The following is a 25,775-nucleotide window of genomic DNA, read 5'->3' on the forward strand; positions in this document are numbered from 1 at the left end:
TGTTTGAACATGGATTTGACAGCTGTAGTTAAGCGTTTGGCCCTGGGCCTCGCCGTTTTAAGTTTACCTTTTTATGCCGGCGCGCAAGGCATTACGGCTGTACAGAAAGATTCGCTTGATGCTACATACAGCTGGTTTAAAAAAAATTCACCCAAAACAAATGGCTCCAACTTTTTAACCCGCTGGGAGCATACCGTCCCGCTTGATCGTTATGGCTGGCAGCTGGATGCCGGAACATGGTCGGCCTACCGTAGTAAATGGGTTAAGGACACTGCCGGTGCTGCAGCTTTAGAACAAGCCAACCCTATACTATATTACCTGCGCAAAGCTACTGATGATGCATATGCCGATATACGACGCACCGTAGTTAAACGTGGCGCGGTAATGTGGAAGCTGTACAATATGGGCTATATTGTTAAAACCAAAGATGCCTGTTTCGCTATTGATCTTAATCAGCCGTATGCTAATAAACTGACCGATGTGCTTGATTTTGCCATCGTCTCGCACGTGCACGGCGACCATAATAACGTTGAATTTTTAAATGCCATGATCAAGGCCGGGAAGAAGGTTTTTACACCTTTTTATAAACCGGGTACCCTGGTTTCTGCTACGCAGGAATTTAATTTTGGCGAAGTTAAACTGCGTTTCACCATGAACATGCAGGCAGATGTACCGGTTATTGTGTCGCAAATTAATTGCGGGCCATCAGCCAATAATTATACGTTATACCATATTGGCGATGCCCGGTTGTTAGAGCAATTGAATCCCGACAGGCATATTAATATGCTTATACTTCACATTCAAAATGCCATAGATGTGTTTGCCAGCAACGCCCGTGTAAAGCCCGACGTTACGGTGTACGACCATGTGATGGAACTGGGTCACCCAGTAGGCCAATACCGTTGGAGCTATCAGTTTACCTATGATAAAATAAAACAACAGGCCCCCGAAAAAAGCTACGTACTTACTTGGGGCGAGCGCCTGGAATTGGGCACTAAATAGCTTTAAATTTCACGGTGTGCGATGCCTTAAGCGCCTTGCTTTTGGTGGTTAGCACAATACGATAGATCGTATTACCCCATACCGAGCTTAGTGAGCTATCGTCAAGTGTTTTTTCTTCTATCGTTGCATTAAATACTTTTGGGTCGTACGTTAGTATAGCTACTGGTTTACCAATAAACGAAGTCAATTTAATGCTGCCTTCCTTATCCATCAAGGGTTTCTTGCAGGCTACAAAGCTTAAGCGCGACGGGGCTTTGTAATCGGCTAATTCGTAGGCCTCTTTTAACGTTAATTCGGCCTTACCACGGTTGTAAGTAAACTCGCGAACCCAACTGTTAACCGCGGCTTTTTTTGGATAGCTTGATGCGATATCCAAAGAGAATACCGACGTGCCCGAGGCTTTATATCTTAGGTTTGTTGCTTTAAATGCCGGGCCGTTTTGTTGGTCGATACCATTAATGGAAGGGCAGTTATGCCATTGCGATTGCATATAAAATAGGCTATACCGCCCGGGCCCAAAAGTTTGTTTGGTGTAGGTGCCCTTGCCCAGGTCAATCAGTACCGGTTCGCCATCGCTGTAAAGCATAAAATGGCCCACATCGTTATGGTTATGGCTCTCGTTATTATTGCCGCCTTTGGCCATAAAGTTTAGGCCCTTGCTGCTGCCGTTTTGCATACGCAGATTAACTACCTGCACATTGGGCAACCAGTTTTCCTGTAGCAAAGGTGCTTTAGGTGTTATGGCTTTTAGCTGTCGCGATAGTTGTACAATGTTGGCAAATGCGTTAAGCGAACCGCCATTAAGATAACCCGCCTCGTTTTTATTCAATCCCGCCAGGTATGCCGCGAAGCCTTTCATATCGGCATCATCATACAACAAACCATAAACAAATACACGCCCCGCGTCGGGCACGGTAAAGGCGGGTGCGTCGGCATAGTTTACAAAGCGGTTGGCGTCGATGTGCGCTTTGTAGATATAGGTGCCAATGTTGTGTAACAGCTGACTGTCCTTCCAGTTTAGTTTACCTGCCGAGATGTTGTTTAGCATATATAAAAATTCGCCCAGGCAACCACCCGCGGCGCTCCAGTAGGCCGGGCCTTCATCGCAGCCGCCATCAGGCTCGTAGGCCGCCAGAAAACTATCAGCACTCCGGATAATTTTGCTGATCATAGCCATGCGGCTCGCCGGGTCCTCATCAGCCAAAGCCGATACCTTTAGCAGGTTGGAATTTATCCAGATGTTCCAGTTGTTTTGGCGCTGCTTGTTAAAACCCTGCCACCAGTAATTGTTGGTGGTCATGTAGGGTTTAATAATGCGGGTGTTTAATTCGGTATCAATGCGTTTTACCAATAGCGGCGAGATCTTATTCAGATCATCACTAAACAACAATTTGATCCAGGTTAGCTGCGCGGCTGTTTCCGCTGCAAAAAGGTCAATGATAGGTGCCGCCGGATCAGGCCCTGCCGTGTTGTTTTTGTTATAAAGGTGAGCGGGTAATACCCAGGTTGTCTCCTCCAGCAGTAGCCATACACCATTGGCAATTTCGTTTAAATATTTGCCCTTGCGGCTGGCCAGTTCGCCGGTGCATAGCGCTGATAATTTCGAGCGCCGGCCTAAATAAATGCCTTCAAAATTTACGCGGTTCCCGTTTTCCCTGTACTCACTATAATCGCTTAAACGCATTACGCGCCAAGGCTGCGCCATTACCCTGTCGGCAGTGGCCGCCAGCTCGGTCTTTACGGTTTCGGGCAGTTGGTTTACCGCGTCAATAATGCTTTTTCTTTCGCTGTAGCGATAGGCGTTTAGATTGCCTAACAGGCGTTCACCACCGGCCGCTTCGTAGGTTTTTTGGAGGTAGGTTTCGGTTTGTGCGAACGCCTGTCGGTTTAAACAAAGCAGCCATATTATAAGCCCGACTAAAAAACTACTCCGTTTTAACATACCACTAATTTACGGCATCAATTTTTAAAACCACACTGCTCCTGCCCGAAGTTACCGCCGGGTTAAAACCCACGGTCATCAACAAGTCGCCGCTGTAGGTTTTAGTTTGATCAAGTGATGATTTCTTGTCAGGATACAAAGCTGTTTCGGTAATGCGGTAATTTTTGTTAGGATCGAGGCCTTTTAGTTTAATGGGCAGTTTGCTGCTCTCATCGTAACGATTATTTACCAGGTAGCTAAACATAACGGCATTGGTTTTTGCCTCGTTAACGTACATGACAGCCGCTACCGGGTTTTTGTAGGGATCGGCCAGTCGGTATTGGTCGCCGTGCCAAACAATGTCTTTAAAACCGTTGTAGGCTTTAATAGCGTCCTGGCAATATTGCAGGTCTTTAGGCTCCAGTTTGCTTACCACAATATCAAAGCCCAGTTTGCCCATCATAGCCACATCGGTGCGGTATTTTATGGGCTGTTTTCCCCAGTCAGTAACGTGGTTACTACTACTAATGGCCGGGTAAAAATGCGAGTATTCCCATTGAATAAACACACGCTCTAGCGGATCGGTGTTGTCACTTGGCCAAAACTCGGTAAAGTATTTCAACGCGGCGTAATCCACACGACCGCCGCCACCCGAGCACAGCATCATAGGCACGGTAGGGTATTTAGCGCGAATTTTCTCCAGCACATTATACAAGCCGCACATGTATTCTATATAAAAATGGTTCTGGTTTTTAAGCGTAGCCGAATGCGCGTTATAGATCACCGCGTTACAATCCCATTTAATATAAGCCAAGGCCGGGTTTTTGGTAAACAGGTCATCCACTATTTTAAACACAAAGTTTTGTACGGCCGGGTTGCTCAGGTCCAACACCAGTTGGTTGCGGAAATACATCTCCTCGCGCTTAGGCTGTTTCACCACCCAGTCGGGGTGTTTTTCGTATAGTTCGCTTTTAGGGTTCACCATTTCAGGCTCTATCCATATACCGAATTTCACACCGTTTTGGTCTGCTTCTTTTACCAGCGCGGCTATGCCGTTAGGTAGCTTTTTAACGTTTTCCTGCCAGTCGCCCAGGCCGGCTTTATCGCCGTTGCGGGGGTATTTGTTGGCAAACCAGCCATCGTCCAGCAAAAACAGATCAACACCTAGTTTCTTGGTGTCTTTAATAAGGCCGGCAAGTTTTTGCTCGTCAAAATCAAAGTAGGTAGCTTCCCAGTTGTTTAACAGGGTAAGGCGGTTGCCCTTGCCATCCAACAGGCGGTAATTGCGGGCCCATTGCTGCAGTTTACGGCTCGCATCGCCCTTGCCTTTGTTTGATAAGGTGTATAAAAACGCCGGCGTAGTAAACTCCTCGTTGGGCTTTAAAGTATATGGCGATGCAAAGTTATTGATGCCTGCAATAATGCGCAGGTTATCCAGGTTATCCAATTCAAGGTCAACTTTAAAATTGCTGCTCCACTCTACCGAACCATATAGCACAGTTCCCTCGTCCTCGGTAGCGGGTTTATCCATAGATACCATAAACACCGATGGCTGAAACAAATTAGCCCGCGTGCCCAGCTTGGTATCAATAGTTTTTATGCCGTGGGTTATCGGCGTTTCTTCGGGGCGCATCTCTTTGGCCCAGTCGCCGTGGTATTGGGTAAGCCAAAATTTATCGCCCTTTAAATATAAGTTGGCCGAAGCAAATTTGTTCAGGATAACATTGCCCTTTTCGCGGTGTTTGATCACGCTCCACTGCTCAACCACATCCTGTCTGTAATAGCTTTTATAGTTAAGGGTAACTTCCAGGTCATAAACCGGGTCTTTCAATACAATGGATGTTAAAGCAACATCAGCATCAATTTTGGTAGTAGTATGGCTCACATAACGCAGGTCTAATGAGTTATTGCCATCAGCATGTGTAACCGCTATAGCAGGTTCAAAAAAATTGCGCGAACCGGCCGCCGTGTAAGCCGAACCCGCCACACCACTATAATCCTGGTCCTGGCGATACATGCCGGGTATTTGCTCGTAGCTAGCGGCATTACTTAGTTTTTTACCTAAATAAACGGTGTTCAGGTCCTTTTTGCTGTTTACCTGCAGTACCAGCGCGTTGTTGGCCGTCTCGACAGGTATAGTAATGTTTTGTGCTTGCGCTGTGTTGGTAAAAACAGCAGCACCCAAGGCTAAAGCGAAGGCGCCACGGCGGTAAAAAGGTTTCATAGTGTGGTGTATAATTGGTTATGCAATCGATAACAAAGAAAAACAAATTTGCGCAATAGGCAAGCCTTATCATAGTATTTTTTTATGCTGATGATGTACAATAATGCAGAGCATCAGGCTGCTATCAAACAAAAAAGCCTTCGGTATCAATCGAAGGCTTTCTGTTATCAGCTAAAAATATTATTTACCAATGTACAGCACGTTATCAATACCATGAATAACGGCTTTAGGGTCTTTTATATCAAAAGTGGCAAACTCGGCTTTGTTGCCTTTGCTGTCGGTTAGGGTTAACACGTTGCCTTTGCCGATGCTTAATTTTAAAGGCTGACCTAAAAGGTTGGTCAGCGTAGCTTTGCCTTTGCCGGCGGTTAGTTTTTTAAGGATATCGGCCTTGGTTAGTTTGCCTTTAACAATGTGCGCTTTTAAAACTGTTTTCAGCAGGCCATCCACATGCATCAGGCTGTCGGTTTTTTCGGGCGACATGTTACGGAAGAAAGTATTGTGCGGTGCAAACGCGGTGTAAGTACCCGCGGCAGCCAACTCGGCATCTAAACCTGCCGAGCGTACCAGGCTGGCAAATTTGTAAAAGTTCGAATCATCATCAATACCGCTTAATAAAGTAGCGGCAGGTGCGGCCTGTGCAAAGCTTTTGTTAATAGTTACCGTTGCCGATGCGCTTATCAGCATTAAAACTACAAGTAATTTTTTCATGAGTGTTATGGAGATAAATTGGGTTATGTTGTAGCGCAAATATAGCGTATAAATTTAAACGCGCTTTTGATAATTTAATGAGATAAAACGGCTAAAAATTGATCTGTTGGCAAAAGCTGCTTTTTCTATTTTTAGCAAAAGTATAAACCTGGTACCGGGCCCCGGTAATTTTATATATTTACGTACATATTCTTATATTAAAACCACAGCCCAGGTTCCTTTTTGCGTCGTATCAGAAAAAAAAGCACCCATGAGAAAAATTGCCACCATTATTACCCTTTGTGTTATTGCGGGCTTATTGTTTGCCGGTAAAGAGCCGGGCCCTAAAGGAAGCCAACAAAAACCCGAGCGCCGCCCCAATATAGTTTACATTATGGGCGATGATTTGAACTTTCACGATACCCAGCCTTATGGCAGCACCCAGGTACGTACGCCTAATATGGCACGCCTGGCGTCCGAAGGGCTTTGTTTGGATAATATGTACAACATGGTGCCGGTATGTTCGCCTACGCGTCAGTCTATATTAACAGGCCTGGGGCCTGTGCGCAGCGGGGCCTATCCAAACCATACCATGATATATGATGGTGTTAAAACGCTGCCTACCTATATGCAGGCTTTGGGTTATAAAACCGCGTTGATCGGTAAAAGGCACTACGCCCCCGAAGCATCTTATCCTTTCGAGTTTTTAGGCGGCCGCGATCATGACGACGGCAGCGGCATTGATATTGAATTGGGCAAAGCCGAAGATTTTGTGAAACGTACCGGTAATGATCCGTTTTTACTGATGGTGATGAGTAACCAGTCGCACTCGCCATATACTCGTGGTAACCAAAAAGCGTACGATCCTGCCAAGATAAAGCTGGCACCAAACATGATCGATACCAAAACCACCCGCAACCAGATGGCCAAATACTTTGCCGAAATAACTTACCTGGATAGCCTGGTGGGTGTAGTGTTGGATATTGTGGAGCGCAGCGGACAGAAGGATAATACCGTAATTATGTTTGCTACCGAGCAGGGTAACCAGATGCCTTTCTCAAAATGGACGCTGTATGATCAGGGCCTGCACGCGGGTTTCATCGTGCGCTGGCCGGGTAAAGTTAAACCGGGCACCCGCAACCCTGCCATGCTGCAATATGTTGATATAGCGCCAACCATGATAGATATTGCCGGCGGCGATCCCACCAAGATAAACACCGGCTCGAAAGATGGTAACGGCAAGTTTAACTTTGACGGTATTAGCTTTAAAAAAGTGCTGACCGGCGAAACCACCCATATGCGCGATTATGTATATGCCGAGCACACCACCCGTGGCATTATCCAGGGTAGCGATGCTTATGCCAGTCGCTCAGTACGCAGCAGCAAATACCTGTACATTACCAATTTAAATTATAAAGAGAAGTTTAAAAACGTGGTGACCAATTCGCCGCTGTTTAAGGAGTGGATGACCGCTAATCCCGATCGCGCGTCGTTTTATACTACCCGCCCCGAGGAAGAGCTGTATGATGTAAATGCCGATCCGTACGACCTGAAAAACCTGGCTGCTGATCCAAAACTGGCTTCGGTTAAAGCCGACCTGAAAGCCAAACTGGCCGCCTTTATGAAACAACAGAACGACAAGGGTATTGAAACCGAAATGGAAGCCCTTAAACATCAACCTAAAGGCGGCGCCAACGATTAGATTACGCTACTATGCCAATTAACTCGTATAATAGCACTTTGAAGAGTTTACAAATGATAACTATAAAACATATATGGCTTGCCGGTTTGCTGCTTATTGCAGCTGTTGGTTGTAAGCCAAAAACTTCTGCCGATGCAGACGCTGCCGATTCTAGTGGTGCTACAGCAACCGTAGGCACTACAGATAAAGACCACCCCGGCATGGTTTGGATAAAAGCCGGCACTTTTGATATGGGCGGCGATAACGACCAGGCTGCCGAAGATGAATTGCCTAAACATAAAGTAAGTGTTGATGGCTTTTGGATGGACGCTACCGAAGTTACAAATGCCCAGTTTGAAGCTTTTGTAAAAGCCACAGGCTACGTTACCATTGCCGAGCGCAAACCCGACTGGGAAGAAATTAAAAAGCAAGTGCCTCCGGGTACACCAAAACCCGATGATAGTTTACTGGTGGCCGCTTCGCTGATATTTTATCAGCCCAAACAACAGGTCGACCTGAATAACTATGCCAGCTGGTGGAGCTGGAGCAAAGGTGCCAATTGGAGACAGCCGCATGGCCCCGGATCAGACATTAAAGGAAAGGAAAATTACCCTGTAGTACACATATCATGGTTTGATGCGCAGGAGTACTGCAAATGGGCCAAAAAACGCCTCCCTACCGAAGCCGAATGGGAGTGGGCAGCACGTGGCGACCTGAAAAACAACATTTACCCATGGGGCAACGAGCCTATTGACCAGGGCCAGCCAAAAGCCAATAGCTGGCAAGGCGAGTTCCCGGTAACCAACACCTTACGCGATAAGTTTTTCTACTCCTCGCCGGTACGTTCGTTCCAGCCTAATGGTTTTGGTTTGTATGATATGGCCGGTAACGTTTGGGAGTGGTGTTCTGATTATTATAACAATACCTATTATCAAACCATTAACAAACCCGAGGGTATCAGCAATCCGCAAGGCTCAAGCGAAAGCTATGACCCTGATGAGCCATATGCCAAAAAACGCGTGATACGTGGCGGTTCGTTTTTATGTAATGACAGCTATTGCTCAGGCTACCGTGTGGCCCGCCGCATGAAGAGTACGGAAGATAGCGGTATGGAGCATTTGGGTTTCCGTTGTGTACAGGTTAAATAAAGCAAGATGAAATATCTACTGGTTTTACTGCTTGGCATCAGCCTCAGTTGCAGCGCGCAGCAATACAACGCAAGCATAGCGGCGCACAGGCAAAAGTATGCCGATGATTTTTTGACAGAAGAACACTCCCCCCTTAAAAAAGGTGATTTAAAATACCTGCGTTTTTTTGATGCCGATAGTACCTATCGCGTTGAAGCTACGGCAGAGCTGGTACAAAACGCGCAACCATTTAGCATGCCCACGTTTAACGGCGGGGCGCACCAATACATCCGCTACGCGGTATTAAGCTTTACGCTGATGGGAAAACCGCAGAAACTTACCGTGTACAGAAACGTGGCCCTGGCTGCCACGGCGCAATATGCCAACTACCTGTTTTTGCCTTTTAACGATGATACCAACGGTAGCGAAACTTACGGTGGCGGCAGATACATTGATTTGACAACGACCGATTTTAAAGACGGTAAAGTGATCATCGACCTCAACAAAGCCTATAACCCTTATTGCGCTTTCAGTGCAGGCTACTCATGCCCAAAACCGCCGGATGAAAACGATTTGCATGTGGCCATAAAAGCGGGCGAAAAGCTGTTTGCTAAAGAAGTTGCGCACTAAAAGGCTTAACGTATAACGCTTATACTGCCGGTGCTGGGTTTGCTGCCATCTTTCAGGTCGATAACATAATAATAGGAGCCGCTGGGCAGATTGGTGCCCTTAAAGGTGGCATCCCAGGAAGTGCTGCTGCCTGTCGACCGGAAAAGCTCCTGCCCATTACGGTTAAAAATCTTTACGCTAAATTTAGGGAAGTAATCTGCAAGCCCGCTTAGATTCCATACATCATTTATACCGTCGCCATTGGGGGTAAAGGCGGTTGGTATACCGGCTACCAGGCTTTCGGGCGCGCCTTTAACGGTTAGCGTGCCTTCTTCATACACAATATCATAGTTTTGCGCGCTCAGGCCGGTCATAGTTATAGGGTATTTGCCTGGCGGCGAATTTAAGGTAGCCGTAGTGCTTAGCACGGGCGTTCCGGTAAGCACGCTTTCATTTTCGCCGTTAACAAAACCACTGGGAGAATAGGTAAAAACCGGATCGGTAGTTTTAAGTTCCCTGCTTTTGTCGTCAATTGTAATGGTTAGTTTGGCTTTTTTAACACGCAGCCGGCCTTTTACAATAGTGGGTGGTATAGGTGTGTAATTGCCTGGCTTATACGTGCCGCCTGTAAGTGCGGTAGCATCAATGGCGTTTGTATAGTCCTGCGCGGGCGCATCAGCGTTGCCGCCGGCCAGGTAGTTAATGGTAACAGAGCCGGGTAATTCGCCATTTTTTAAGGTGTGATCAAAGGCTGTCCAGCCGGTGGTGCCGGTACGTGTTTCGCCATAAGTTTTTTCATCGTTTCTCATGGTGATGGTAAAAGGCGCTTTGGTAATGGTAATATTAGCCCGGGTGGTTTGCGGTGCGTAATTGCTTGCTTTATACCCGTCTTCGCCTTTGGTAATAATTACATCAACCTGGTTATAGTATGGCGCGGGTGTAACATCCGCGTTGGCAACGGCCCCGTCTGCATAAACTACGGCAACTTCTGTAATACGGTCTCTGTTTTGTAAGCCACCCTCGTAAACATAATCTGTGGTAGTACGATAATCTTTGATCAGGTCGCCGTATTCTTTGGATCTGGGCAAGGCCCTTAATTTTATCTGGGCCGGATTTACCGTAACAGGGGGCATAGTTACGTTAATGGTGGCTGTAGGTGCGTTTCCACTTTTTAATAATGCATCGCCGTTGTAAGCAGCCAGCTGTGCATCAGTATTTCTCGGTACCATCGCGTATATCCGCATGTTATTGATGGTGCTTCCGTTGATAGTTAGTGTTTTGCTAAACGTTATGTTATCGGTACTCAACTCATAACCCGCAGGAGCAGTTATGGATACAGGATCAGTAAGGTATGAGCCTGAAAAAAGGAAACTGGTTGATGGCGTGGCCGTGCCAAAAGTTGTTTTTGCTACAGTAGCCGCAGGCGACGTGTTTTTAATAAGCACGGGTGTATTAGGTGCTACAACGTAGAGATCGCCATTAACGGGCGTTATAGTGTAGTTATCGGGATTGAAAGTTCCGCCGGTAGGCGAACCTGGTTGCACCGAGCCGGCGTAGGTACTCATGGCATCTGTAGCGCCTGAGCCAAAACCGTAGGTTATGGTTACCGTTTCGATGGTTTCGCCGTTTTGCAAACCTTCCTGGGTAAAGTTGGTCGAGCCCGTTTGTGTAGTAAGGGCAGTACCATATGGTTTAATTGCATTATTAGCTTTGAGTTTAAGGGGCGCTTTATCAATATACAGATCATAGCCTGTGTAAATGATGTTGTAATTGTTTGACGAAAAACCGTTCATGCCTTTAAACGAGCCAAAGGTAACTTTAACAGCTTTAGGGTAAGTGCCGTTTACCGGCGCGTTACCGGCGGCCCCGGCGCCAAACTCCAGGTCCATAGAATAAAACTTGTGGCCATTTCGTAATAAGTTGTTATCAAAAGGCACAAAGGGACTGTTAAAATACAGCGTGTGATTAGTTAGCTGCTCGCCATAAATTTTCAGGAAATCGCCTGCAAGCGGTACATCCAGTTTGGCAACCTGGCTGTTAGGGATGGGCTGGTTAACAGTTGTTGTGTTAGTGCAGGTCAGATCAACGGTTTTGCTGTTATAAGCGCCCGCGTTAGCGGTAGCACTAAGGCGAACATAAACAGGTGTTTGCGGCACATTGCCCCCGCTACCTATGGTAAAACTACCCGTAAACGTGACGTTATCCGCACTTACCTGGAAGCCGGGCTGGGCGGTAACCTTTATAGCTTCGTACAGGTTATTGCCCCCTACCGTAAAACTTGTTGATGCCGACGCAGTGCCATAAACCGTATTAAGGGCACTCATACTACCCATTGGAATGATCTGCGCGTTTGCGGCAGCACAAGCCACCCAAAACAACAGGCACAGTAATATCAGCTTTAATTTAGGCACTGTTTATAAATTGGTTCTTTTTCAGAAACCTAAATATACAGATTTACAGTATTTAACATCGAATAATGAATGATGAATATCGAAAATATGTTTGATATCAGGTCGCCCTCATCAGCCGAAAAATACCGGGAAGGTGGTGTAGCAGGGCACTGACAAAACAGTGCCACCAAAAAAATCAAGGGTTTGAAAATCAGCTGTGTAGCGCGCTACACCAGGTGTAGCAGTGTAGCGTGCTACGCATACGGCGCTACACCTGCGCCTCCGCAGGTGTTTAGTAACTCAGCAATTGTTTCATCGCCTTCGCCAGGCGCGATTTGGCCAGGAACTGGTTTTCCAGGCCTTTGTCCATTGGCACCGGCGTGTCTAAACTGGCGCAGCGCATTACCGGCGCGTCCAGTTCCAGGAAGCAGTGCTCGGCAATGCTGGCGGCCACCTCGGCACCGAAGCCGCCCGTAAGGGTATCCTCATGCAGTACCAGGGCACGGCCGGTTTTCTTTACGCTTTTGATGACGGTAGTGCGGTCCCATGGCTGCAGGCTGCGCAGGTCAATGATCTCGATAGATTGGTCCGAGTTATTGTCCAGGTATTCAAGCGCCCAATGTACCGCGTAGCCGTAGGCGATGATGGTGGCATCGGTGCCTTCCTTCACAATGCGGGCTTTGCCAATTTCGGTATAGTATTCGCCTTCGGGTACCTCGCCGGTAAGGTTACGGTAAAGGTATTTATGTTCAAAAAACATCACGGGATTTGGGTCGGCAATGGCGGCCATCAGCAATCCCTTGGCATCCGCCGGGAAAGCCGGGTAAACCACCTTTAGCCCCGGTGTTTTGGTAAACCAGGCCTCATTACTCTGCGAGTGAAAAGGCCCGCCCGCCGTACCCGCCCCCGTAGGCATGCGGATGATGACGTCAATATTCTGCCCCCAGCGGTAGTGGGTTTTGGCCAGGTTGTTCACAATCTGCGTAAAGCCGCTCGAAACGAAGTCGGCAAACTGCATCTCAACCATGGCCTTATAGCCATTCAGAGCCAGCCCCATAGCCGCCCCCACCACCCCCGATTCGCAGAGTGGGGTGTTGCGTACGCGGTCTTTGCCAAACTCTTCGGCCAGGCCTTCGGTAACTTTAAAAACGCCGCCATAGCCGGCAATGTCCTGGCCCATTAAAACCAGGTTATCATATTTGCGCATGGCTTGTTGCAGGCCATCGCGTATAGCGTCAATATAGCGTACCACGCCCTGCCCTGTATTGGTTGATGCGGGTAGTTGGGTTTCGGCATAAACGTCGCGCAGTTCGGCAAATATGTTGGGTTTGATGTCGGGCTCGTTCATTACCTGTTCTATTTGCGGTTCCAGTTCGGCCAGCATTTCGTTGCGCAGGTAAGGTATCCACTCGGGGCGCAGCACCTCTTCGGCAATTAAAAATTGTTCAAAACAGTGCACGGGGTCTTTGTCCTGCCATTCGGCAAAAAGTTCGGCCGGCACATATTTGGTGCCTGATGCCTCCTCATGGCCTCGCATTCTGAAGGTCATGCACTCGATCATTACCGGGCGCGGTTTGTCGCGTATGTTGGCGGCAATTTCGCTCAGGGTGTAATATAGATCAAGTATGTTGTTGCCGTCAATCTGGCGGCCTTCTATATTGTAACCTTTGGCGCGGTCTATCAGGCGCTTGCAGGCAAATTGTTCGTTGGTAGGAGTGGAGAGGGCGTAGCCGTTATTCTCGATCAAAAATATAACCGGCAGGTTCCAAACCGAGGCAATGTTTAGGGCTTCGTGAAAATCGCCTTCGCTGGTGGTGCCTTCGCCCACAAAAACCAGGGTAACGTGTTTGGTTTTATTTAGTTTATTAGCTAGCGCGATGCCGTTGGCCACGGTAGGCTGCGGCCCCAGGTGGGATATCATCCCCATGATCTTATGTTCCTGCGAACCGAAATGGAAGGACCTATCGCGCCCCCGCGTAAAACCCGATGCCTTACCTTGCCATTGGCCTAATAGCTTGGTGAAAGGCACATTACGTGTAGTGAACACGCCGAGGTTACGGTGCATGGGTAAAATATATTCATCGGGCAGCATGGCCATAGTTGCCCCAACGGCAATTGCCTCCTGCCCAATACCCGAAAACCACTTGCCTATACGCCCCTGCCGCAGCAGTACAAGCATTTTTTCTTCGATAACGCGCGGATATAACAGCTTCTTATAGATGGCGATAAGCGTGTTGTTGTCGAGTTTTCGCCGGTCAAAAATCATGTTGCTAATTTAATGATTTTTTAACTCCTAATAGGGTTGGAGGTTAAGTAGTTGACGGATAGCTCAGTAAACGTCATTAGGGCGCCTGTAGTCAACCGGGAGTAGTTCGGCCATGCGCATGTAACCCCAATCGCCTTGCAGGGTATTACTTTGCGGGTTAAGTATCACGCCATTGAGGTCAAAAAAGGCGTACTTGTCATTTTCATTGAATGTTATAGTCGACTCGCGATTGTGCTTTTTGCCATATAAAACCCGCAAAGGTTTGGGGTAGGTAAAAGCATAAATGCCTTCAACATCAGTGCGCTTAAGTATTTGCTCTTCAGTAATTTTTTTATTATTCATATCGGCCACATTAAACAACTCGTCAGTAAGCTGGTTATGCAGGCTTGAACGTAAAAAATGCATGGTTGAGCCGTTAAATGCTACCAGGCGCTTGGCTTCCCAGGCTTTTTCCTGTTCGGGAGTACCCCGCATGGCCTCAAATATGGCCGAGCCGGAATAAAACATATCGCGCTTGTCCCGGCTTAAAGTAAACAGTTGCAGCAGGTATTTAATGTTATAGCCAAGGGCTTTGTTCTCAATCAAAATAAATTCATCACTGCTGCCTTTGAGTATGCCTGTACGTTTGGAGTAGCGAAGGTCTATCACATCCGGGTTTAAAATTTTGCACTCGCGGGCGTTGGGATTGCTGCCCAAAAACTCTTTGATAAACCACCGAAGATGCTCGGCGCGATTAGGGTCGAGGTTTATCTTTACCTCTTTCAGTACGTTTACTTTGTGTTTAAGTACAATATCGGGCAGGCTGATGTCTTCGTTATTTACCCGTACATCCTGGTGGTAAGTTTCATAACCAACCGACGAGACAACCAGGTCATACTGCCCGTTGCGTACTCCTCGAAGCGAAAACGTGCCGTCGTCAGCAGAGATACTACCTATACTGGTATTATTTAAAAATATGCTGGCTGAAACTATAGGCGCTTTACTTTCGGCACCAATAATTTTACCCTTTATGCCTGACTGTGCAAGCAATATAAAAGGACAAAGCATTATAAGTGTGATAAACGCCTTACGCATTTTACTTTTCAGGTTTGTCTTTTTCAAGCCACTGCTGCGCAAATGATTTTGGCGCTACTTCCGGCATCTCTTTAAAGTGCCCCCAGGTTTTCTTGAAGAATTTGCGTATAAAGAAATTCTTGGTTTTGCCGCTAAAGAAGTCGGTGGTTTTGCGGCTTAGCATGCCTTTTTTCCATAGGGCCCAGCCCCACTTTTCTTTGGTAGGTACCAAACCTTGCTGCACAGCATCTCGGCGGTTCAATAGCAGCATTTTATGGATATCTATCTTCACAGGGCAAACCTCGGTGCATTTGCCACACAGGCTTGAGGCGTAGCTGAGGTGCTTAAATTCCTTCATCCCGTCCAAATGCGGGGTAATAACCGAGCCTATAGGGCCGCTGTAAGGTGCGTTATAGGTATGGCCGCCTACGTTTTTATAAACCGGGCAGGCATTTAGGCAAGCGCCGCAACGGATGCAATATAAGCCCTGGCGCTGATCCTTCTGCGCCAGCAAATTAGTACGACCATTATCCAGCAAGATAACATACATTTCTTCGGGGCCGTCCGTTTCATTAGCCTGGCGCGGGCCGCTTAAAATGGTGTTGTAAACGGTAAGGTTTTGCCCTGTACCGTGCGTTGCCAATATGGGCCAAAAAAGGTCAAGATCAGTTATAGATGGGATGATCTTTTCTATACCCACAATAGCAATATGTATTTTAGGGAAGGAAGTGCTGAGGCGGGCATTCCCTTCGTTTTCGCTTAAGGCTACGCTGCCTGTATCGGCTATTAAAAAATTGCCGCCGGTCATGCCTACATCAGCCTGTACATATTTTTCGCGAAGCAGCTCACGGGCTTTTTGTGTAAGCTGTTCGGGCGTAAAATCTATAGGTGTACCAAATTTTTCGTTAAATAGTTTGGCGATGTCTTCTTTGGAAAGATGCATGGCCGGTGTTACAATATGGTAAGGCTTTTGGCCCAGTAACTGCACAATGTATTCGCCAAGATCGGTTTCTAATGATTCGATGTGGTGGTGTTCCAGGAACTCGTTCAGTTCGATCTCCTCGGTAACCATCGATTTTGATTTAACTACCGTTTTGGCGCCGGCCTTTTGGATGATGTTTAGTACTTCGCGATTGGCTTCGGCGGCGTCATTAGCCCATATTACTTTGCCGCCACGTTTCTGGAAATTTGCTTCAAACTCGGGCAATATCTTGTCCAGGTTTTCCATCATCTTCCATTTTAGCACATGGCCACGCTTTTTGGCATTATCCAGGTTGATAATGCGCGACAAACCACGGTTAACAGCAGCATCATACTTACCAATGTTGTAATTGATAATACGGCGATGATCTATATCAAAAGCCTTATTCTCTGCATCTATTAAAAAATCATCGGCAATGGTAGTCATAGGGCTAAATTAGGAATTTACATTAACAAAAAAGAGACGTATGATTAACGCCTCTTTTTTGTAGAGACGTTACATTTTGCGTCTCCTGTGAATTCATTCTTCCAGAGACACAATATTTTGTGTCTCTGCGTGCGTTAACGCGTATTCTTTCCGTCAACAACCGGGCGTTTATCAGCGTTGGTCAAATCCCACGCCGTGTAAAATACCAACTGGGCGCGTTTAGCTAACAAAGGGAAGTTTATTTTAGAAACCTCATCGCCTAAGCCATGATAATCTTTGTGCACACCGTTAAAGTAAAACGCAATTGGGATACCCAATTTTGCAAAGTTATAATGGTCTGAACGGTAGTAAAACTGGTTCGGATCATTAGGGTCATCATATTTGTAATCCAGCTTTAAGTTGGTGTAAGTGGTGTTTGCTTTCTCGCTAACATTATACAGATCGGTGCTTAACATTTTAGAACCGATAACATATACGGTATTAGCCGAATCGGCTTTGCCAACATATTCCTGGCCAACGCGACCGATCATATCGATATTCAAATCGGCAATGGTATTGGCTACCGGGATAGCCGGATGTTGCGAGTAATAATCAGAACCTAACAAACCTTTTTCTTCGCCAACTACTGTTAAGAACAAAATGCTGCGACGCGGGCCTTTACCTGCTTTTTTAGCTTCGGAGAAAGCACGGGCAATGGTTAATACACCGGTAGTTCCTGAGCCGTCATCATCGGCCCCGTTAAAAATACGATCGCCTACGGTACCTTCAGGAGCCATGCCAATATGGTCGTAATGGCCTGATATTACCAGGGTTTCATCTTTCAGTTTCGGGTCGCTGCCTGGCAATAAGCCATGTACGTTAACAGCTTTAACCGGTTTTTCAACACCTTCAAAAGTAGTGCTGATGGCAGTTTTAACAGTTTGTGTTTGTGGTGCTCCGTTTGCATCAATAGCCGATTTTAGATCGCTTATAGTTTTACCGGTAGGTTTTAACAATTCGTTTGCCAGGGCAGGAGTGATGGTAAAGACAGGGGCATTGGTTGATGCAGCGCCTTCAGGTTTTATGGTCATGCGTACACCATTACTTCTGCGTATTGCAGCATTAGCCGGGTTAACCGCTAAAATTAAAGCAGGTTTTTTGCTTTGCAGGAAACTGACACGGGTTGACCTGTCGGTACCCCATTTTGACATTTTATCGGTACCACTGATAACAGATTTACCGTTAACAACCGGCTCGCCAAAGCTAATGTATAATACCACTTTACCGGCAATGTCAACATCTTTCAAATCATTATACGTATCGGTGCCAATGCCATAGCCAATAAATACAATATCGCTGGTGGTTATTACTTTACTACCTGTAGGGCCCGTGCCACTAAAATCTTTACCTACGGCAAAGGAGGTGCCGCCTACATCAAATTTGCTAACGTTAAATGAACTTTCAACCAAAGGAACGTTCATAAAGTATGAACCGTTTACAGGCTGCAAACCTAAGGCTTTAAACTCGGCAGCTATGTAGTTGGCAGCTTTTTCGGCGCCGGGTTTACCGGTTTCGCGGCCTTCAAATTCATCGCTGGCTATGATGCTCAGGTGTTTTTTTGCAAGATCGGCGCTAATAACCTTAGCGTATTTCATTGCAGTAGGGTTTTGCTGCGCATAGGCGCCGCTTAACATCCCTAGTAATGAGAATGATAATAATACTTTTTTCATTTTTTCAGTTAATGGAAGTCGAAAGTAATAATTTGAATTGAATGTTTGTGTGTGTGGCGAATAATTTACATGGCGCCACTTAGAAGCGGCGCACCTTGACTAGGCACCTACGGAGCCTGGTTTTTTATTACTTATTACTATAAACACGGGGCACCTACGGAGCCTGTTTAAAATTGAATACGTTAACAATGTAAATCCCTGGCAAGCATTGCTCCGTAGGAGCAAAAGCTCGGTAGAAATTAGATGATGGGCGACTTTTCGCTCCGCAGGTGCGAAACCCGGTACGCGTCCTGTAAGCGTATAACGGCTTTACAAACAAATTCTTCAAACCGGGTTTAACATATCTTAACATGTACCGGCATACAAAAACGGCCTTTAAAGGCGTTCAACCTACATTATTCACTAATTACACACATATCTAAACACCATGAAATTTCTAAATTTTAAATTCTTGAGTACCGTATTAGCTGTTGCTGTTTTATTTATCAGCAGTAATGTTAAAGCGCAATCAGGCCCGGGCAACCCGCTTCGCTTTGGCATTGGCGTAGAAGGGTTACTGCCGGTAGGCAACACCTCAAACACCTTAAACGCCGGTATAGGCCTCACGCCCAGGCTGCAGTATACGCTAAGCGATAAAGTGGCTCTGACCTTCACCAGCGGTTTGTACCATTTTTTTCCGAAAACGGTAACTTACCCGGCAACCGGTAGCTTCCCCGGCTTTACCACTAAATACAAGTCAGACATTATCCCGGTAAAGGTGGGTGCCAAGATATTCGCGCTACCAAATTTCTATTTTTCGGGCGAGGTTGGTGCCGCGTTTGAAGTAGCCGATGGTGGCGGACCCGTACACTTCCTGGCTTCGCCGGGCATAGGGTATGCTAACAAAAAATGGGACATTGGAGCCCGCTATGAAAACTTTAGCGGCAATGGTTACAGCGATGGTATTGTAGGCCTGCGTGTAGCCTACGGTTTTGGGCTGTAAAACTTCGATAACGAAAAAGCCGGCTTTGTTAAGCCGGCTTTGTTATTTTTTGCCCTTCAGCGTATCCAACGAATAAAAACTATCGCGCCAGTAAATGCCGCCTTGTTTAAGGGTAATGTAAGTGGATCTTGCAAAAATGTAGGCCATCAACGTCCCCGCAAAAGGAACTACCAGTGCATGCCACCATTTACCTGATGAAGCGTATACCATGTAGATCATTTGCGAAAACAACATTGCCAATGCCAATATCCTGATTGTGTTATCCCCCCAAATCAGCATTACAGGTATGGGCAGTGTAAGGCAAGTTAAACAGGCCAATATGTAAAATACCACCAAAAATATGTTGTAGTTAGCTGTAGCGAAGGTGTTCTTCATCAGGCCATCCACAAATTGCCCTAAGTTTTTATACCACTCCAGGCTAAGGGACCCCATACCGCTTAATACATCCTGGCGTAAGCCGGCCTTTTTTATGTTATAACCTAGCTTCACATCATCATCCGGGCGAAGCTTTACACTTTCATGCGTACCGGCTTTTTCGTAAGCCGCGCGCTTCACCAGGCAAAATGCGCCAATGCCAATGTGAGCCTCGCGCTTTGGTTTAATAGAATCCCAGGGACGCAGGTAAACCATCAGCATCATGTAAAAGGTGGCGAGCACGCTATTCAACAATTCAGACCGTGAGCGCGTTTTAGGTATCACGGCCAAATTATCCAGGTTGTTTTTAAGCGCGTAGCCCATTGCCTGGTTAATCGCGTCGGGCTGATATTTGATGTCGGCATCGGTAAAAAGCATCCATTCTTCGGTGCTGTTCAGGTAGCCTTGATATAGCGCGTTGTTCTTTCCTAACCAGCCATGCGGCAGATCGGTAATGGTCATCACTGTAACTTTTGGGTATTGCTTGGCGATGTTCGCCAATATCTCCGGCGTGCGATCGGTCGATCGGTCATTTACCACAATAATGCGATAATTATCGTAATTGATATTGCACACGCTTTGCAAGGCCTGCGCTACATCCTCTTCTTCATTTCGCACAGGAATGATAATAGCTAACGGAGGCTGCATAGCAGTTAATGGCTGGGTATTAAGTCTGCGTATCTTGCTCAACCCCCAGATCAGGTATGCTGTAATAGTAATACACACAACAGCCGCTGTAATGCTATAAACCAATAATATCATGCTGCAAAATTATAATATATAAGCTGGTATGCTAACGCGATGAGGACTTACTACTTGTAGTCCACAATGTTGAGGCGATGCTTACAGAAGCTATACTCATGCTCCTGGTTTGAGCATACGATGGTTAATCTGCCTTCCGCGAAGCGTTCCACCAAACTCAAATACCAATCTACGCCCTGGGTGTCCAGGTTGGATGTTGGTTCGTCCAACATCAGTATCGGTGTGTCTGAGCAAAAAGCCAGCGCCAGTTTAAGACGCTGTTTCATGCCCGACGAAAAGTATTTTATCAATTTGGTTTTACTGCCGGGAAGATTAAGAAGTTCGATGATACCGGCGTTAGCGATGCCCGGCTTATAGTTCTTGAATTTGAAATGGAAGTCGATCATTTCTTCCAGGCTAAATTCTTCTATCAATTCCAGGTATGGTGCGGCCAGGCTCAGATGCTCGAAAATGGCATCGGCCTCTATTCCGTTATCGCCATTAAAATATTTGATGGTGCCTGCAGATGGGCCGAGGCTGCCGTTTAATACTTGTAGTAATGTTGATTTCCCGGAGCCGTTAGAACCTAATATAGCGTAGGTTTCGCCGGAGGCGAAGGTGTAGTCGATCCCCCTGAAAATCCAGTCCCTATTAAAACGGCGTCCTATATTCTCGAGGATGATCTGCATTTATTTGCTTACTATAATTGTGCGCAGGGTGTCATCCTGAGCTCCGTCGAAGGGTGAGCGTAAAGGCCCCCGCACGTATACTTCGATGGGGCTCAGTATGACAACGCTCTTTTTCCTTTGGTTTTATTAACTATTCCCAAACCCTTTCATAATACCTCGTTGCGAGTTTTGTACGAAATTGATGATCTCGTCGCGCTCTACGGTGGGCACAAATTCGGCCTCGATGATATCAAGAGCTTTGGTGATGTTGTATTTTTTAAGGAAGATGATACGGTAAATTTCCTGTATCTCGTTAATGCTTTCTGACGAAAAGCCACGGCGGCGCAAACCAACTGAGTTGATACCGATATACGATACCGGCTCGCGACCCGCCTTGGTATAAGGAGGAACATCCTTACGCACCAATGATCCGCCCGATATCATGCTATGAGCACCTATCTCTACAAACTGGTGAACTAGCGAGCCACCGCCTATAAAAGCATGATCATACACATTGATGTGACCGGCCAACTGTACCGAGTTGGCAACAATTACGTTATCGCCAATAATACAATCGTGCGCCACGTGTACATAAGCCATCAGTAAGCAATTACTGCCTATGGTGGTGGTATTTTTATCCAAAGCGGTGCCGCGGTTAAGGGTTACGCATTCGCGGATAACGGTGTTATCGCCAACGGTAACGGTGCTTGGTTCGCCTTTGTATTTTAAATCCTGAGGCGGGGCCGATACCACAGCGCCGGGGAAAATACGGCAGTTTTTGCCAATACGGGCACCATCCATAATTACCGAATTGCTACCTATCCAGGTGCCTTCGCCAATCTCAACGTCTTTGTGTATGGTTACAAAGGGTTCAATTACAACATTGTCGGCAATTTTTGCCTGCGGATGTATATATGCTAAGGGTTGGATCATCTTCTATTCAGATTTGGTTTTAACAATTTGAGCCATCAGTTCGGCTTCAACAACTACGCGGTCGCCTACCATGCCCACGCCTTTCATTTGCGCAATGCCGCGGCGTATTGGTGCCAGCAGGCTGCAGTGGAATATAATGGTATCGCCGGGCACTACTTTATCTTTAAAGCGCGCGTTCTCTATTTTTAAAAACAGGGTAATATAGTTTTCCGGGTCGGGAACGGTATTTAATACCAGTATACCGCCGGTTTGTGCCATAGCCTCAATCTGCAATACACCCGGAAATATTGACGAACCCGGGAAATGCCCTGTAAACACATTTTCGTTCATGGTAACATTTTTAAGTCCCACAACGTGGTTTTTGGTCATCTCCAATATTTTGTCAATCATCAGCATCGGGTAACGATGCGGTAAAAATTTCTGGATCTGCTCTACGTCAAACAGCGGCTTCATGTTCGGATCGTACACTTTTGGCTGCTTGCGGCTACGCTCTTTTTTTATCAGCGTTTTTATTTTTTTGGCGAAGGCGACATTAGCCGCGTGACCGGGGCGTGCCGCCATAATATGTCCGCGCAGCGGGACACCAACCAGTGCCAGATCGCCAATCATATCTAACAATTTATGACGTGCAGGCTCGTTTTGGTGGCGCAGCTCAATGTTATTCAATATCCCCTGCGGCGCTACGCTGATATCTTTACGGTTGAATAGTTTGGCTAAGTGTGCTAACTCTTCCTGGTCAACATCTTTATCAACTACTACAATGGCGTTGTTTAAGTCGCCTCCTTTTATCAGGTCGTGCTTTAACAACATTTCCAGCTCATGCAAAAAGCAAAAGGTACGGCATGACGCGATCTCTTTAACAAACTCGGTGATGGAAGATATACTGGCATGCTGGCTACCCAATACCTGCGAGTTGTAATCAACCATACAGGTAAAGCGGTAATCATCCAAAGGCATGGCAACCATGTCTACCTTACGGTCCGGCTCCGAGTAATGAATATTGTACGGGATGTGATAATACTCACGATCGGCTTCCTGTTCCTGGTAACCTATGGCACTCAGGGCATCAATGAACTGGATAGAGCTACCGTCCATAATAGGTGTTTCGGGGCCGTCCATATCTATCAGCACATTATCGATCTCCAAACCAACCAAAGCCGCCAGCACGTGCTCAATAGTACTTACGCTGGCGCCATTTTGCGAAATGGTGGTACCGCGCGAGGTATCAGTAACGTTATCAACATCGGCATCAATTATGGGCTGCCCTTCAACATCAATCCTTCTAAACTTATACCCATGATTTTCGGGTGCCGGATTAAAGGTTAAAGTAACCTTTTCGCCAGTGTGTAAACCCGAACCCGAAACAGATACGGGCGCCTTAATTGTTCTTTGTTTAATATTCATTTTGTTAGTCATTGGTCATTATGTCATTGGTCATTGTGGTCATCAGCATAAATACTAATGACGAGTGACTAATGACTACTGACTATTTCGCATTTCTGCTATAATTTTTTCTAAATCTTTAATTCGTTGCTCCATATCGGGCAGGCGGCGTACGTTTACGTGAGCTTTTAAATAATCACGGTACGGCAAATAAGGCGAACCACCCCATTGCTTGCCTTCTTCCTTAATAGAACTATTAACACCGGTTTGCGCACCTAATTGTGTGCCATTAGCTATGATCAAGTGACCTGATAAACCCACCTGGCCACCAAATACGGCATTGCTACCTACTTTGGTACTACCCGCTATGCCGGTTTGCGCGGCTATAACGGTGTTGGTGCCTATCTCCACATTATGAGCTATCTGGATCAAATTATCCAGCTTAACACCTTTGCGTATAACGGTCGATCCCATGGTAGCACGGTCGATAGTAGTGTTCGAGCCTACTTCCACATCGTCTTCCAATATCACATTACCTATCTGCGGTATCTTTTTGTATGATCCGTCGGCCGTAGGCGCGAAGCCGAAACCGTCGCTGCCGATGATAGCACCCGAGTGGATGATCACATTATTACCCAGCACGCAATCAAAGTAAACTTTAACGCCGGCAAACAGGGTAACGTTGTTGCCCAGGGTAACATTGTCGCCAATGTAAGCGCCGGGATAGATCTTACTGTTATCGCCAACTTTAACACCAGGACCTATGTAAGCAAACGCGCCTATGTAAACATTGTCGCCAACCTGCGCGGTTTCGTGCACGAAGCTGGGTTGCTCAACACCGGTTTTATTTAGCTTAACGGTGTTGTACATTTCTAACAGCGTAGTGAAAGCGCTGTAAGCATTTTCCACCCGTATCAGCGTAGCCTTAACTTTATCAGCCAGTACCAGGTCATTATTTACGATAACCACCGAAGCATCGGTAGTATATAAAAACGGCTCGTACTTAGGGTTTGATAAAAACGATAGCGAACCCACCTGCCCTTCTTCTATTTTGGCAAGGGTGCTGACGGTAACATCTGCGTTACCTTCAAGGGTACCATTAAGTGCTGCGGCTATCTGCTGTGCGGTGAATTGCATCGGGCAAATTTAATGTTAATTTTATAAGTTGTACGTTATACGTATTACGTTGTACGTTTTTTTGTTTCAATCGCTTACGTACAACGTATAACGTCCAACGTAAAACCCTACAAAAATTACTCCCCCAACTCTTTACTATAACACGTAATATATTTCTTCACCGTTTTGGCCAGGGCCTCCAGGTTTGAGTTATCGCTGGCGGCAGCAATATCTTTGGTGGTGCCATCCTTCATTAAAATGCGGATATTACCATCGCCTGGCTGGTAGGCGCTGTTGCGTATCGAATCGGTAAATACAAAATAGCCGGCCTCTTCTTCGGTAATGCCGTACTTGGTCGCGGTGCGTTTGCGGAGGTCATTTACAAACTCCTCGCTGGCCGGTACGCTGGTAATATCTACATGAAACAACTTGCGGTTCACAAAATCTGTACAAAGCTTGGCCAGTACAAAATCATCATGCTCTGCCCAAACTTTTACTGCCGACAGGATATCTGTATCATCCAAACGCGTAAATTTTTCCAGGTGGCCATCGGTTTTTAAGAATTCTTCGGTATTAATACCATTGCACAAAAAATGGTTCAGCGCAGGGGTGGCAAACAATTTTTCGCCACGCAACACCAATTCGCGGCCGCGCATTAATATTTTTACCAGCAACTGCTCGGCCGATACTACGGTTTTGTGCAGGTATACCTGCCAGTACATTAAACGACGGGCTATCAAAAACTTCTCAACCGAATAAATGCCTTTTTCTTCAACCGTAACATGGTCATCCTTCACGTTAAGCATTTTGATGATCCGCTCAGAACTGATCACCCCTTCAGATACTCCGGTGAAAAAACTGTCACGATTTAGATAATCCAGCCTATCCATATCTAGCTGGCTTGATACCAATTCATGCAAAAAGCCTTTGTGGTAAGTGCCGTTAAATATACTGATGGCCAGCGAAAGTTGCCCGTTAAATTGCTTATTGAGGCGATCCATCAACAGGGTAGATATCGTTTCGTGCGACACCCCTTGCACAATGGTATGCTCCAACGCGTGTGAGAAGGGGCCGTGTCCGATGTCATGCAGTAAAATGGCGATGGTTAAGCCTTCCTCTTCTTCCTGGGTGATGGAGTGACCTTTGGTGCGTAATACCTCAATGGTCATTTTCATCAAGTGCATGGCACCCAAGGCATGGTGAAAGCGGGTATGCAGCGCGCCTGGGTAAACCAGGTGCGTCATCCCCAGCTGCTTGATATATCTTAGGCGCTGAAAATAAGGATGTTCGATCAGGTCGTAAACCAGGTCGGTAGGTATGCTGATGAACCCGTAAACCGGGTCGTTTATGATTTTTCTTTTATTCAAAATGTAGTGTTTGTATGCAAAGGTGTTAAATAATGATAAAGGTTCGGTCTGCCATGTGTTAATTTTTGTTAATTACTTGGTTAACTGTGTA

The 25,775-nt window shown here is 46.4% G+C and carries 19 protein-coding genes; 5 read left to right on the forward strand and 14 right to left on the reverse strand.

The genetic code is table 11. The annotated features are described in order from the left end of the window. Positions 1 to 9 precede the first annotated feature (9 nt). Positions 10 to 1,002, forward strand: coding sequence for an MBL fold metallo-hydrolase (locus AC59JT_RS17755; protein WP_497401494.1), 993 nt, complete (start codon positions 10 to 12; stop codon positions 1,000 to 1,002). Here AC59JT_RS17755 and AC59JT_RS17760 read toward each other — a convergent pair. From AC59JT_RS17760 to AC59JT_RS17770, 3 genes are all read right to left on the reverse strand, one after another. After that, positions 995 to 2,944, reverse strand: coding sequence for a heparinase II/III domain-containing protein (locus AC59JT_RS17760; RefSeq protein WP_497401496.1), 1,950 nt, complete (start codon positions 2,942 to 2,944; stop codon positions 995 to 997). The two genes, AC59JT_RS17755 and AC59JT_RS17760, sit on opposite strands and share 8 nt — an antisense overlap. 4 nt (positions 2,945 to 2,948) lie before the next feature. Beyond that, complete coding sequence (locus AC59JT_RS17765) at positions 2,949 to 5,147, reverse strand: alpha-galactosidase (RefSeq protein ID WP_497401498.1); 2,199 nt, start codon at positions 5,145 to 5,147, stop codon at positions 2,949 to 2,951. A 180-nt stretch (positions 5,148 to 5,327) separates the two neighbouring features. Beyond that, positions 5,328 to 5,858 carry a fasciclin domain-containing protein gene (locus AC59JT_RS17770; RefSeq protein ID WP_497401500.1) on the reverse strand — a complete coding sequence of 177 codons (531 nt, stop codon included), beginning with the start codon at positions 5,856 to 5,858 and terminating at the stop codon, positions 5,328 to 5,330. A gap of 250 nt (positions 5,859 to 6,108) precedes the next feature. Between AC59JT_RS17770 and AC59JT_RS17775 the strand changes: the two genes are divergently transcribed. The 3 genes from AC59JT_RS17775 to AC59JT_RS17785 are packed head-to-tail and all read left to right on the forward strand — an operon-like array spanning position 6,109 to position 9,275. Beyond that, positions 6,109 to 7,539, forward strand: coding sequence for a sulfatase family protein (locus AC59JT_RS17775; protein ID WP_497401502.1), 1,431 nt, complete (start codon positions 6,109 to 6,111; stop codon positions 7,537 to 7,539). A 53-nt stretch (positions 7,540 to 7,592) separates the two neighbouring features. Further along, entirely contained in the window at positions 7,593 to 8,666 is a 1,074-nt protein-coding gene (locus AC59JT_RS17780) for a formylglycine-generating enzyme family protein (RefSeq protein WP_497401504.1), read from the forward strand. Between the two features lie 6 nt (positions 8,667 to 8,672). Beyond that, the gene (locus AC59JT_RS17785) at positions 8,673 to 9,275 is read left to right on the forward strand and encodes a DUF1684 domain-containing protein (RefSeq protein WP_497401506.1); all 603 of its coding nucleotides are present in this window, start codon (positions 8,673 to 8,675) and stop codon (positions 9,273 to 9,275) included. 5 nt (positions 9,276 to 9,280) lie between these two features. Here AC59JT_RS17785 and AC59JT_RS17790 read toward each other — a convergent pair whose 3' ends face one another. The 5 genes from AC59JT_RS17790 to AC59JT_RS17810 all read right to left on the reverse strand — a co-directional run bounded on the left by AC59JT_RS17790 (position 9,281) and on the right by AC59JT_RS17810 (position 18,080). Continuing rightward, on the reverse strand, positions 9,281 to 11,665 hold the full coding sequence (locus AC59JT_RS17790) for an MBG domain-containing protein (protein ID WP_497401508.1): 2,385 nt from the start codon (positions 11,663 to 11,665) through the stop codon (positions 9,281 to 9,283). Positions 11,666 to 11,936: 271 nt separating this feature from the next. Beyond that, a complete protein-coding gene (locus AC59JT_RS17795) occupies positions 11,937 to 13,910 on the reverse strand; it encodes an alpha-ketoacid dehydrogenase subunit alpha/beta (RefSeq protein ID WP_497401510.1) in 1,974 nt (657 codons plus the stop codon). Between the two features lie 63 nt (positions 13,911 to 13,973). Beyond that, a complete protein-coding gene (locus AC59JT_RS17800; protein ID WP_497401512.1) occupies positions 13,974 to 14,984 on the reverse strand; it encodes a carboxypeptidase-like regulatory domain-containing protein in 1,011 nt (336 codons plus the stop codon). 1 nt (position 14,985) lies between these two features. Then, positions 14,986 to 16,371, reverse strand: coding sequence for a LutB/LldF family L-lactate oxidation iron-sulfur protein (locus AC59JT_RS17805; RefSeq protein WP_497401514.1), 1,386 nt, complete (start codon positions 16,369 to 16,371; stop codon positions 14,986 to 14,988). Between the two features lie 134 nt (positions 16,372 to 16,505). After that, positions 16,506 to 18,080 carry a M28 family peptidase gene (locus AC59JT_RS17810; protein ID WP_497401516.1) on the reverse strand — a complete coding sequence of 525 codons (1,575 nt, stop codon included), beginning with the start codon at positions 18,078 to 18,080 and terminating at the stop codon, positions 16,506 to 16,508. A gap of 427 nt (positions 18,081 to 18,507) precedes the next feature. Here AC59JT_RS17810 and AC59JT_RS17815 point away from each other — a divergent pair, with 427 nt between their 5' ends. Beyond that, on the forward strand, positions 18,508 to 19,062 hold the full coding sequence (locus AC59JT_RS17815; protein ID WP_497401519.1) for a hypothetical protein: 555 nt from the start codon (positions 18,508 to 18,510) through the stop codon (positions 19,060 to 19,062). Between the two features lie 42 nt (positions 19,063 to 19,104). On the opposite strand, the gene AC59JT_RS17820 is transcribed toward AC59JT_RS17815, so the two are convergent. The 6 genes from AC59JT_RS17820 to AC59JT_RS17845 form a co-directional block, all read right to left on the reverse strand. Further along, a complete protein-coding gene (locus AC59JT_RS17820) occupies positions 19,105 to 20,238 on the reverse strand; it encodes a glycosyltransferase family 2 protein (protein ID WP_497401521.1) in 1,134 nt (377 codons plus the stop codon). Positions 20,239 to 20,288: 50 nt separating this feature from the next. Next, a complete protein-coding gene (locus AC59JT_RS17825; protein WP_497401524.1) occupies positions 20,289 to 20,906 on the reverse strand; it encodes an ABC transporter ATP-binding protein in 618 nt (205 codons plus the stop codon). A gap of 126 nt (positions 20,907 to 21,032) precedes the next feature. After that, positions 21,033 to 21,818 (reverse strand): acyl-ACP--UDP-N-acetylglucosamine O-acyltransferase, encoded by a 786-nt coding sequence (gene lpxA / locus AC59JT_RS17830; protein ID WP_497401529.1) that lies wholly within the window; start codon positions 21,816 to 21,818, stop codon positions 21,033 to 21,035. A 3-nt stretch (positions 21,819 to 21,821) separates the two neighbouring features. Next, positions 21,822 to 23,222 (reverse strand): bifunctional UDP-3-O-[3-hydroxymyristoyl] N-acetylglucosamine deacetylase/3-hydroxyacyl-ACP dehydratase, encoded by a 1,401-nt coding sequence (locus AC59JT_RS17835; RefSeq protein WP_497401533.1) that lies wholly within the window; start codon positions 23,220 to 23,222, stop codon positions 21,822 to 21,824. Positions 23,223 to 23,297: 75 nt separating this feature from the next. Further along, positions 23,298 to 24,338 (reverse strand): UDP-3-O-(3-hydroxymyristoyl)glucosamine N-acyltransferase, encoded by a 1,041-nt coding sequence (lpxD, locus tag AC59JT_RS17840; RefSeq protein WP_497401535.1) that lies wholly within the window; start codon positions 24,336 to 24,338, stop codon positions 23,298 to 23,300. Between the two features lie 116 nt (positions 24,339 to 24,454). Next, the gene (locus AC59JT_RS17845) at positions 24,455 to 25,684 is read right to left on the reverse strand and encodes an HD domain-containing protein (RefSeq protein ID WP_497401537.1); all 1,230 of its coding nucleotides are present in this window, start codon (positions 25,682 to 25,684) and stop codon (positions 24,455 to 24,457) included. Positions 25,685 to 25,775 lie beyond the last annotated feature (91 nt).

It is taken from the genome of Mucilaginibacter sp. A3364 (assembly GCF_059690715.1).